The following is an 11,964-nucleotide window of genomic DNA, read 5'->3' as shown; positions in this document are numbered from 1 at the left end:
GTCGATTCCGTCGACGGCAATGACGCCTAACAGGAGAGTGAGCAATGACCACGAATCTATTCGCCGAGTCCGATTCACCGGGCTCGGCGCAACAAAGCCTTAGCCTGGACGGCGACGGAGTGTCCGTTTCCGTGCTGGATTTTATTCCCGTGGCGCTTCATGCCGGCATTCGCGCGGCCACCAATACGACCCCATTGCGGGACTACATCGAGGACGCCATCGCCTCGCGTGCCGGCGATGTGTCGATGGAACTGGTGTTCCCGCCGGGCAGCTACTACCTCGGCTCCAACCCGATTCGCGTCAACCGCAGCAATATCGGTATTGTCGGCCGTTCCGCCGGCCTGTCCTCGGATTCGGCCACTGCGAACCACATCGAGATCGGCGACGGCGTCAATGCGCGGGCGAACATCAACGTACGCGGACTGACGTTCGAGAAAACGGTGGTTTCCACCAGCGGCTATGCGGTCAGCATGAACCTGGTGACCAACGCCAGGGTCGAGCGCTGCGTCTTCTACGGCAACAACAAGCTCTACGGCGGGGTGAAGTGCCGCCGCACCATTCGCGTCAAGATCATCAACAACGACGGCGAAAACTTCGCGCCGAACGGCAAGGGCGTGCTCTGGACCGGTACCGCGGCCAGTCACAGCATCGATCTGCATGTCCGCGACAACGAGTTCTATACCATCCCGTCCGGCATCGGCCTGGATGTTCAGGATTATTGCGAAGGGCTGTATTGCCGCCAGAACACGTTCTTCGCTTGCGGCGCGGCCGGCGTTTCCATTGCCGGCGCGTCCGAGGCGTCGACGTTGCTGTCGTACAAGATCGACCTCAACGATCTGGATTCTTGCGGGTTCGGCATCTACAGCAACTACGCCGACAATATGTCCATCGGCGTCAACTGGTTCTCGGCCAATACCTCGACCAGCATCCGCCTCGACAGCGGGTGCGCCGGCGTGGTGGTGACCGGCAATCAGATTTATGGCAACGGACACGTCGGCATCCAATGCGAGGCGGACGACGTGAACATCGTCGGCAACCTGATCACCGCATGCACGGACGGCGTGGTGTTGGGTGCGGCCTGTGTCGGGGCCACGCTCAGCGGCAACAGCATCAACGGCAACGCAGGGTATGGCGTCAATCTGCTGTCCAACCCGAACAGTGTCACCGCGGTGGGCAATACCGTCCGGTCCAACATCATCGCCAATATCAGCGGCGGCGGTACTAACTTGAATGTGGTTAGCAATCTGACGGCTTGAAGAAGAGGGGCGAAATTATCGCCCCTCTTTTTTCCGCATTTAGCGAGGCTACGGGTGGAAAATCCCGGCATCTTCGGGTGGTCTGGTGGTTGGATTTATGTTCAGTCCCGTGGCTTGAACTCCACCGGCACGATCACCACCGCGGCGATCGCCTTGCCGTTGCGCACAGCGGGCGCGAAACGCCAGGTTCGCACGGTATTGATCGCGGCGCGGTCGAGCTCGCGATGACCGCTGCGCTTGAGCAGATCGACCTTGAGCGCGCGTCCGGCGGCCGAGACCTGCACCTTCAATTTCACCAGGCCGCCTTCGCGATGACGCTGGGCTTCCAGCGGGTACGGCGGTTTCGGGCTGAATCCGGGCAGCGGGCGCGGCTTGGCGTTGGTGGCGAGGGGCTTGGCGTTCGCGCGGGTTTTCGTGCGCGAGCGTTCGGTCTCGGCCTTGACCCGCTCGGCTTCGGCTTTCTCCACCGCCGCGGCGATCGCCCTGGCGAGCTTGATCGGTTCGTCGGACAGGCGCGCGACCATCGCTTGCGTCTGCTCGGCGAGTTGTTCGGCGCTCAACGCGGGCCGATCCATGCCGGGCGTGCCTTCGACGCTGCGCATCGGCGCGCTGCTCTCGATCTGCCGATACGCCTGCGACACCAGCAACAACACGCCGACCACCAGCGCGATCGTGGCCAATGCCAGCACCACCATCCAGCCGTTGCCGGGCGCGGCCTGGCGGGTGAAGCGCGGCATCGGCGCGGTCGGCGGAAACGGCTGCGCGGGCAGGGTCGGCGTCACCGCGGTGACCGACAGCGGCAGCGCGTGGTTCGGGTCCATATGCAGCACGCTGACGCGGCCGGCGTTGAGCGCCTGCGCCACCTGCGCGTCGGCGCCGAGCCCGCGCGCGACTTCGTCCAGGCCGACTTCACGCTGTTGCCCGCGCCGTTCGCTGCTCTTGGACGCGAAGCGCCAACGGTTGTACTCGGCCCAGATCAGCAGCAGCGCGACCACCACGCCAGCGGTGGCGGGCAGGGCGAGCATCAGGAACGGGTCGACCTCGTGCTCACGCAGGTACAACTCCGAGGCGACGCTGCGGATGCCGAGCAGCCACATCACCAGGGTCACCACCGGCGTCCACAGATACAGATACGCCAGCCAGAACGCGCCGGTGATCACGCCCCACATCGTGCGCGGCAACGCGCGCTGCGCGCCGGGTTTCTGGATCAGGCGCGAGTCGTGCTTGTGCGCGTTCGGATTGATTTTGACCGGCCGACCGCTGCCGGTGCCGCCTGCGTCGGCGGCATTGCGAACATCCGTATTCATCGAATTCCCCGATCCGGGCTGACCCAGGTCGCGCGGGTGCCGCGGCGCTTGAGCAACGCCTTGGGCACGGCGGTGACCGTGGTCGCGAAGCTCAACAACCAGTACGCCATCGGGTACCAGATCATCCAGTAGTAGTTGCGGCCGACCCCGGTTTCGTAGCGGCGGTCGATGATGATGCTGGCGGCGAACTGCAGCAGGCAGATCAGCGCCAGGATCACGCCGTGCCACGACGGCAGCAGCGTGGTCACGCGCAACTGCACAGGCAGTTCGACGAACAGTCCGATCGCCCACAACGCGATGATCAAGGCCATGGTGTAAGCCCAGATCACGCTGAGCACATACTCGGCCAGCACCACCCACATGCGGCGCTTGCGCCACGAGAACAGATCGCGGGTGTGGCGCATCAACACCTCGACGCCGCCCTGGGCCCAGCGCAAACGCTGTTTCCACAAGCCCTTGAGGGTTTCGGGCATCAGGATGAAGCACATCGCGTTGGGTTCGTAGCGGATGTCCCAGTGGTCCATCTGCAGGCGCCAGCTGATGTCGATGTCCTCGGTGACCATGCTGTCGGACCAGTAACCGATCCGGTGCAGGGCGCTGCGCCGGAACGCGCAGATCACCCCGGACACGGTGAAGATGCGGCCGTACACGCGCTGGGCGCGCTTGATCATGCCGATGATCGAGGAGAACTCGCCGACCTGCAGGCGGCCCAGCAAGGTCGAGCGATTGCGGATGCGCGGATTGCCGGTGACCGCGCCGACCCGCGCGCCCTGGCACAGGTGCCAGACCATCCAGTGGGTCGCGTATTCGTCGAGCAGGGCGTCGCCGTCGATGCAGACCAGATACTCCGAACGCGCGGCGAGCGCGCCCATGCGCATCGCATTGGCCTTGCCGAGGTTGCGGTCCAGATGGACCACGCGCAGTTGCGGATGCTGGGCGGCGAGGCGGTTGAGCTTGTCGCCGGTGTCGTCGCGGCTACCGTCGTTGATCGCGATCACTTCGAACTGCGGATAGCGCTGGGCCAGCGCGGCGGCGATGGTTTCGTGGACGTGGTCGCCTTCGTTGTGGCACGGGATCAGGATCGACACGAACGGTGCGTCGTCCATCGCCGGCGGCGTGGTCCGCGGCAGCGAACCGCGTTCGCGGCGGAAGTAGTAGTACAGCCCGCCGGAAATCCAGAAGAACGACATCACGATCGGATAGAAGAACGCGAACTGGAACAGCAAGGCGAGCAGCGGACTGGCGGCTTGATTCATGACGGTCTCGGGACGATCGTTCCGATGCGCTGGGCGGCGGGTGGCCGCTCAGCGCTCGAGGTAAGGGAAGCCGCGCGCGGACATGATTTCGCGCGCGTCGCGGGTCGAGGGCTGATCGTCGATGAAGTTGTCCGGGTACCAGGCCAGGTGGCGCGCGCCGTCGGCCTGCAGGCGATGGGCCATGGCTTTCAGACGCGCCGCAGGAATAGGGCATGTCGACCGGCCCTGCCGGTCAGGCTTATCGCACTGTCGCCAGTCGACGGTCTGCAATTCGAAGATCGTGCGCGCCAGGCCGCGCGGCGACTTTTTGACCTGCGCGACCAGATGATCCATCCACGCCTGCGGGTCGCGGCTGTTCTCCATCCACGGCATCGCCATCACCGCGGTGTAGTCGTAGGCGCGGTTGAACGCGGCCAGGTCCTGGGCGAACCAGGCCTCGCTCTTGGGATCGAGCACGGGCGCGGCGAACAGGTTGCGCACGGTGATCAGCTTCGGCCGCCATTTGCCGGCGGCGCGCGCGAGTTCTTGGGTGAAGTCGATCAGCGCGGCGGTGCGCGCGGCCGGATCGGCCGGCGCCTGGCCGCGCAGTTCGTCGTCGCGCAGCAAGGCGTCGTCGTGGAACAGCAGGCCTTCGGTGTAGCCGCTGATCGCGAGGTCTTCGTAGATGTCGGCGACGATGCGGCGGGTGTCGGGCGCGAACGGATTGAGGCGGAAGGTTTCCTTCGGGTTGCTGGCCTTGATCGCCAGACGCTCGCGCAGGGCCGCGTCGGGCAATTCGTAGCCGAGCACCGGCAACCATGCGAACACCTTGACGTGGGCGCGGGTCTTGAGCTGCCAGGCGACGCGGTTGTACAGGTCGGCGCGCATCGGCATGTGCCGGTTCGGGAAGTACAGCGCGTCGGCCGAGCCGTTGCCGTCGGGATCGGCGAAGGCCTGCAGGAAGATGTGGCTCGGGCCGATCTGCTTGACCCGCTCGATCAGCTTGTCGAGATTGCGCGCCTGCTGGGCCGGGTCGGCGTCGTAGACGTAGTCCAGGTCGATCTGCAGCGCGCGCACGCCGTCGAGTTCTTCGTCGTGGCGCAGTTCATAGGCCAGATCGTTGACGGTCGGGTTGTCGAACATCAGCAGACGCGCCAGCCCGTGCAGGTCGGCGCCGATCTTCTGGTGGCGGCCTTCAAGGTCGAAGGTCACGGTCATGCCGAGCTGGTCGGCGATCGCGTTGGTCTGGCTGTTGTAGGCCGCGTACGGCCACACCACCGATTGCGGCGCGACGCCGAGCTCGCGCTTGATCTTGGTGGCGCTGTCGGTGAGGTCCTTGCGCACCCGCGCCAGGTACTGCGCTTCGGTTTCGTAACGCTGCGATTGCGTGTTCCATTCGCGGGTGATCGCCGCGGGCATGGTGTTGCCCTGCGGGTTGGAGGTCACGCCGCGGTGCAGGTTGTCGCTGTGCGAGGCGATCTCGATCAGGCCCGAGGCCTGCATTTCGCGCAACTGGTCCCAGGTGACGAAGTCGTCGTGGGTGAACATGCGCGGGCCGTAGTCGACCTGCTGCTCGCGCGGCAGATCGACCCAGCCGGTCACCACCGCCATCAGCGCCGGATAGCGATAGGCGCGCAGCAGCGGGAACACTTGGGTGTAGATGCTGCGCAGGCCGTCGTCGAAGGTCAGCAGCACGGCCTTGGGCGGCAACGGCTTGCCGCCGCGCGAGGCGGCGATGACGTCGCTGAGCGGCACCGGGCGATAGCCGTGGCCGGACAGCCAGTCCAGGTGCGCGGCGAAGTTCTGGGTGCTGACCGCGTAGGCGTCGGGGTCGCCCTTGCGCGCGACGTCGTCGCGGATGTCGTGGTAGCTCAGCACCAGCAGTTCGCCGTTGCCTACGTCGACCCGGGTCATGTCCGGCGCTTGCGCGGCGGTGTTGGCATCCGCGGCCCAGGCCGAACCCACGCTCGCCATCGCCAGCATCAACACGAAAATCATCCAGCGCCGCATCGCGCCGCCCATCAAACCGCTCATTGCTCACCCCAACGGAAAGTCATATCGAAGCCCAGCCGGTCTTCGCGCACGCCGTCGTAGACGGGGCGCGACCAGTTGATGCCGTAGTCGAGCGTGCGGCCGGTGGCGAAACGCCATTCGTGTTCGTAACGCAGCTGCGGCACCCAGTAACTGCCGTAGCCTTGCTGCCAGTACGGGCCGGCCTGCACGGTCAGGCGCTGGCGGAAGTGGCGCTCGTAGCGGCGCCAAGCCAAGTGATCGATGCGCAGGCCCAGATTCAAGGACGCGTCGCGACTGGGATTGAAGTAGGGCACCTCGGCGTCGCGGCGGCTGGCGCGGCTGGTCGCCAGATCGGCTAGGCCGTCGATCAACAGATGCGGCTGGGTGTACAGACGCTGCGCGCCGCTCAGGCCGAACGCGGTGCGGGTGTTGTCGTCGCTGTAGCGCAGTTGCTGCGCGCTCGCGCTCAGCGAAGTGCGTTCGCTCGGCGTGTAGCGCAGGCCCAGGCTGAAGGCATCGGCGTTGATGCCGGCGCGGCGCGCCTGCAACGAAGCTTCGGGCGTGCCGCGATACCACGACGCGGTACCGCGCCACAGATCGTTGAAACGCCAGCCGGCATCGAGGTAATAGCCGGTGCGGTCGCTGCTGTCGAGCCAGCGATCGTTGGCGCGATCGACGCCGAAACCGACGGTCAGGCGATCGTAGGCGTACAGGCCGCCGACGCCGCTGCGACGGTCGTGGACGCGATCGGTGCCGAGATCGCCGTTGGGGTAATCGGCCCAGGCGTCACGCGCATGCGCGGTCAGTCGCCAACGGTCGTGGATCAGCGGGCTCATGATTTCGAAGCGGTGTTCGGCATCGCGCGAGCCCAGCGGCGACGCGGTCGCGCCGCCGCCGCGCGCCTCGCTGCGGCCGCCGGCGGTGCCGATCAACCATTGCCAGCCCAGGCGCCGATCCCAGGATTCGGCCATCTGCTTGACCTGCACGTCGCGCGCGCGATTGGCCAGCAATTCGTCGTGGATCGGACGGGCGAGATCGACCCGTTCGTGTTCCAGATACGCACCGATCTGGCCGATGCGCGCGCCGACGTTGGTCGGCTCCAGGGTGTTGGCCATCTGGAAACGTTCCAGCGCGCGATCGATCCAGCCGCGCTTTTGATAGGTCACGCCCAGATCGCTCTGCAGGCCGGCGTTGTTCGGTCCGATCGCGGCCATTTCCTCCAGGCGCCGCTGCGCGCCGACCGTGTCTTCGCCGTACAGGCGGATCATGGTCTGGTGGCTGTCGGCGTCGTAGTGGCGCCAGTTCTCGTGGCTTTCCTTGGCGCCCTTGACCCGCACGAACGCCGGCTCGGCGGCCTTGATCTTGTCGAGTTGCGCGTAGGCGTCGTCGAAGCGCTCGCTTTCGGAATAGGCGTAGGCCAGTTGCAGCTGCGAGTCGTTGTCCTCGGGCCACTCGCGCACAACGTGCTCGAGCACGCTCGCGGCTTCCTGCGGATGCTTGTCGGCGAGCAGCGATGCGCCGACCTTGGCCAATGCGTACATCGGCAGTTGCACGTTCTCGGCCTGCAGCGCGCGGTAGCGCTGCACGACCTCGGCGTGGCGCTCGAGATGGTTGAGCATCACCAGTTCGTCGAACCGCGTGCGCAGTTCGGCCTGCTGTTGCGCCGGGGTCTGGTTGGCGCGGTGTTGTTCGAGGATGCCGCGGGCGTCGCGCATCTCGGTCAGGCGCTGCGCTTCGTTCTCCGGAAACAGGGTGCCCCACAGCACCCGGCGCGCCAGGCGGTCCGAGCTCAGGCGCTGGCGTTCGGCATCGCTGAACAATGCCGGCCGCGCCTCGGCGAGGGCCCAGGCGCGCTCGGCGCCGCCCAGGTCGGCCAGGGTGAGCACCTGCAGCCGGTACAGTTGCTCGTCGTCCGGACGCTGTACTTGTGCACGTTCGATGCGCGCAAGCGCGGCCAGCCACTGCCGGTCGGAGCGCAGGCGCTCGATTTCGGGCAGGGGGTCGGAGGCGGTTTGTTGACGCGTAACGGCAAAAGCTGACGTAGCAGGACAAGTTGCGGCTGCGGTCGCCAAGGCGATGGAGAGGGCAAGACGATGCTGTATCGGCATGGGCAACCGAGATCCGTATGGCGGGGGAGATTTCAGAGGGTGAAGCAGTTCCGAATGAAATGTGATTTGCATCACATTGCGAAGTATTGACGCAAAAGCTGTGCCAAAGCTCTGTGAATACGGCGCGGATCGCGTGTCACAAGTGCTTGTCTGAATTGGTTTTTTTGCAGAGTGAAGCGGTCATCGGATGCTGCGTCGCGGTTTGACAAGCCCGATTTAGATCGATTCAAATCGGGGTATAAGGGGCGCTGGCAACGTTTTCAGTGTTGCGGCGAATCACGGGCGACAGGCCCGCGTGAACGGGAGCGGGCATGTCGGCAATCAGCAGCAATCGCCGGGGCGGCAGCGCGGGCAACGGCGCCTGGATCTCGGCTCTGGTCGGTTTGATCGGCGTGTGCATGGCTCAGGGCGCGCTCGCCAAGCCCGCGCGGACCTTCTGGACCTCGTTCGAAGCGGCCGATCCGCCGCTCGCGCTCGGCCCGGCCGACAGCCCGCGCTTGAGCGCCGACGGCGGCCCGCCCGCGGCCGCGGCCTTGACCGCCAAGCCGGAGGTCGGTTTCAGCGGGCTGCGTTCGCTGCGTTATGAAGGCATCAGCGGCGGCGAACAGCAGGCGCAGGTGTTCAATGTCGACATCGCGGTCGGCAAGGACAGCGAACTGTCCTACAAGGTGTTCCCGCTGTCGGCCGCCAATCAGCCGGTCGTGCCCGGACAGCCCGCGGTGTCGCCGCTCGACAATCTGCGCAACGCCTCGACCTATGTAGCGATCGACCTGCTGTTCGACGACGGCAGCCGCCTGTCGCAGCGCGCGCCGCTGGATCGCCATGGCTTCGCCTTGAGCGCGCGCGGCCAGGGCCAGGCGCGGCTGCTGTATCCGGATCAATGGAACGCGGTCGCCAGCCGCATCGGCGAAGTCGCGGCCGGGCGGCGCATCCGCCAGATCCTGGTCGTGCACGACGGCGATCGCGGCCTGGCCTATCGCGGTTATCTCGACGATCTGCGCATCGGTCCGGTGAACACCGCGCCGGTGTCGGACGCGCAGGCCGCGCAGCATCCCAGCGACTACGTCGACACGCGTCGCGGCAGCAATTCCAACAGCCGTTATTCGCGTGGCAATACCTTTCCCGCGGTCGCGCTGCCGCACGGTTTCAACTTCTGGACACCGACCACCAACGCCGGTTCCCACTGGATTTACCAGTACCAAGAGCGCAACGGCGACGACAACCGGCCGCGCATCGAAGCCTTCGCGCTGTCGCACGAGCCCAGCCCGTGGATGGGCGACCGCCAGAGTTTCCACATCCTGCCGGCGCTCGGCGGCGGCGCGGTCGAACTCGATCGCGGCAAGCGCGCGCTGAGTTTCGGCCACGATCAGGAAACCGCGCGCCCGGATTACTACAAGGTGCGGTTCGACAATGGCCTGATCGCCGAACTGACCCCGACCGACCACGCCGCGATCCTGCGTTTCACCTATCCCGACGCGCAGGCGCGATTGCTGTTCGATCAGCGCGACGAGCACGGCGACATCGTTGCGCATGCGGACGGCCGCGGCCTGAGCGGCTGGACCGAAAGCAAGAGCAAGCTGTCGACCGGCGCGAGCCGGCTGTATCTGTACGCGCGTTTCGATCAGCCCGCGCGCGAGGGCAAGCGCGAGGCGCCAAGCGCCGGCCGCGAGCGCGTCTCGGCCTGGTTCGATTTCGATCTGGCGCGGGTGCGCGAACGTCAGGTCAGCCTGCGCATCGCGACCTCGCTGATCTCGGTCGAGCAGGCGCAGCGCAATCTGGAACTGGAAATCGCCGCGGACGACAGTTTCGACACGGTGCGCGAACGCGCGCGCGCCGCCTGGGACGCGAAGCTGGGCATCGTCCGCATCGACGGCGCGCCGGAACACGAACGCGCGACCTTGTATTCGAATCTGTACCGACTGTTCCTGTACCCCAACAGCGGCTACGAGAACACCGGCAGCGCGCAAAGCCCGCGTTATCAGTATGCCAGCCCGTTCTCGCCGGCCGCCGGCGCGAGTAACGGCGAACGCACCGGCGCTGCGATCGTCGACGGCAAGGTCTACGTCAACAACGGTTTCTGGGACACCTACCGCACCGCGTGGCCGGCCTACGTGCTGCTCACGCCGACCGCAGCCGGCGAGATGATCGACGGCTTCGTCCAGCAGTACCGCGACGGCGGCTGGATCGCGCGCTGGTCTTCGCCGGGCTATGCCGACCTGATGGTGGGCACCAGTTCCGATGTCGCCTTCGCCGATGCCTGGCTCAAGGGCGTGCGCAATTTCGATGTGCGTTCGTTCTATCAATCGGCGATCCGCAACGCCTCCAGCGTCAGCACGGTGCCGGGCGCGGGGCGCAAGGGCATCGAACGCGCGATCTTCAGCGGTTATGCCGACAGCACGGTCGACGAAGGCCTGTCCTGGTCGATGGACGGCTACATCAACGACTTCGCGATCGGCCGGCTGGCTTCGGCCTTGTCGCGCGAACCGGCCGGCGACGATCCGTACCGCGCGCATTACGCCGACGACGCGGTGTACTACCGCAATCGCGCGCTGGGCTACGTCAATCTGTTCAATCCGGCCGTGGGTTTCTTCGTCGGCCGCCATCGCGACGGCCGCTGGCGCTACACCGCCAGCGAATTCGACCCGACCCGCTGGGGCGGCGACTACACCGAGACCAACGCCTGGAACATGGCCTTCCACGCGCCGCAGGACGGCGCCGGTCTGGCCGCGCTGTACGGCGGTCGCACCGCGCTGGGCAACAAGCTCGATCAGTTCTTCGCCACGCCGGGCACGTTCGAAGTCGGAAGCTACGGCGGAGTGATCCACGAAATGATCGAAGCGCGCGACGTGCGGATGGGCCAGTACGGCCACAGCAATCAGCCCTCGCACCATATTGCGTACATGTACGCGGCGGCCGGGCAGCCGTGGCGGATCCAGGAAAAGGTGCGCGATATTCTCGATCGCCTGTACGTCGGCGGCGAGATCGGTCAGGGCTATCCGGGCGACGAGGACAACGGCGAGATGTCGGCGTGGTGGTTGTTCAGCGCGGCTGGGTTCTATCCCTTGCGCATGGGCTCGCCCGAGTACGTGATCGGCGCGCCGCGCTTCGAGCACATGAGCATCCGCCTGGAAAACGGCAAGGAACTGCGGATCAACGCGCCCAAGGTGAGCGAGCGCAATCGCTATGTGCAGTCGTTGAAGGTCAACGGCCAGCCCTGGGATCGGCTGAGCCTGCCGCACGAGCTGTTGGCGCAGGGCGCGGTGCTGGATTTCCGCATGGGTCCGTCGCCGTCGAACTGGGCCAGCACGCCGCAGGCGCTGCCCGAATCGCTGAGCGCCGACGGCGAAACGCCGGCGCCGCTGCGCGATCTGAGCCGTCGCGACAATGCGAGCGTGGCCGGGCTCAACGCCAAGCAGGCGGCGGGCTTGTTCGATAACGATGCGACCACCGCGGTGCGGCTCAACGCGCCGATGCCGCTGCTGAGCTGGAGTTTCAAGACCGCCGCCACGGTGCGCGTGTACACGCTGACTTCGTCGAACAAGCGTAGCGATCCGCAGGCTTGGGCCTTGCAGGGTTCCAACGACGGTGCGCAATGGGTGACGCTGGACGAGCGCCGCGACCAGGCGTTCGCCTGGCGCCGGCAAACGCGTGCGTTCGCGATACGCGAACCGGCGGCGTATGCGCGGTATCGATTGCGCCTGGTCAACGATGGCGAGGGGCCGGGCGGAATCGAGTTGGCCGAGGTGGAGTTGCTGGGCGAGGCGAATTGATTCGGGTTCCCGCCTGAGCGTGTCGTGGCTTCGGGCTGGCCTTGTAGGAGCGGCGCGAGCCGCGACCGCGGCAACGCAACTACGGCGTAGGTTTCGCCACAGGCGTGATTTCGCGGCCGCGACTCACCTCGCTCCTACAGGGGCGCATCGTGGCTTCGGGCTGGCCCTGTAGGAGTTGCGTAAGCTGCGACCACGACAACGCAGCCACGGCGAGGGTTTCGTCGCAGGCGTGATCCCGCGGTCGCGACTCACGTCGCTCCTACAGGACGCATCGT

Annotated in this window: 6 protein-coding genes; 2 read left to right on the top strand and 4 right to left on the bottom strand. The window is 66.2% G+C overall.

Annotated elements, in window-relative coordinates; genetic code table 11:
• Positions 1-44: 44 nt before the first annotated feature.
• Entirely contained in the window at positions 45-1,256 is a 1,212-nt protein-coding gene (locus tag AC3A4T_RS00525) for a right-handed parallel beta-helix repeat-containing protein (protein WP_487673607.1), read from the top strand.
• 101 nt (positions 1,257-1,357) lie between these two features.
• On the opposite strand, the gene pgaD is transcribed toward AC3A4T_RS00525, so the two are convergent.
• From pgaD to pgaA, 4 genes are read right to left on the bottom strand one after another with little or no spacing between them, the layout of a single operon-like run.
• Positions 1,358-2,563: a poly-beta-1,6-N-acetyl-D-glucosamine biosynthesis protein PgaD gene (gene pgaD, locus AC3A4T_RS00520; RefSeq protein WP_487673606.1), complete on the bottom strand. Its 1,206-nt coding sequence runs from the start codon at positions 2,561-2,563 to the stop codon at positions 1,358-1,360.
• Positions 2,560-3,819 (bottom strand): poly-beta-1,6-N-acetyl-D-glucosamine synthase, encoded by a 1,260-nt coding sequence (gene pgaC / locus AC3A4T_RS00515; protein ID WP_215494877.1) that lies wholly within the window; start codon positions 3,817-3,819, stop codon positions 2,560-2,562. Before pgaC ends, pgaD begins: the two co-directional genes overlap by 4 nt.
• A gap of 48 nt (positions 3,820-3,867) precedes the next feature.
• A complete protein-coding gene (gene pgaB / locus AC3A4T_RS00510) occupies positions 3,868-5,772 on the bottom strand; it encodes a poly-beta-1,6-N-acetyl-D-glucosamine N-deacetylase PgaB (RefSeq protein ID WP_487674021.1) in 1,905 nt (634 codons plus the stop codon).
• Between the two features lie 56 nt (positions 5,773-5,828).
• Positions 5,829-7,919, bottom strand: coding sequence for a poly-beta-1,6 N-acetyl-D-glucosamine export porin PgaA (pgaA, locus tag AC3A4T_RS00505; RefSeq protein WP_487673605.1), 2,091 nt, complete (start codon positions 7,917-7,919; stop codon positions 5,829-5,831).
• Positions 7,920-8,230: 311 nt separating this feature from the next.
• Between pgaA and AC3A4T_RS00500 the strand changes: the two genes are divergently transcribed.
• Positions 8,231-11,689, top strand: coding sequence for a GH92 family glycosyl hydrolase (locus AC3A4T_RS00500; protein ID WP_487673604.1), 3,459 nt, complete (start codon positions 8,231-8,233; stop codon positions 11,687-11,689).
• The last annotated feature ends 275 nt before the right edge of the window (positions 11,690-11,964 follow it).

It is taken from the genome of Lysobacter sp. Soil_N_51 (assembly GCF_057655755.1).
This window is presented reverse-complemented; position numbering and strand designations above follow the sequence as displayed.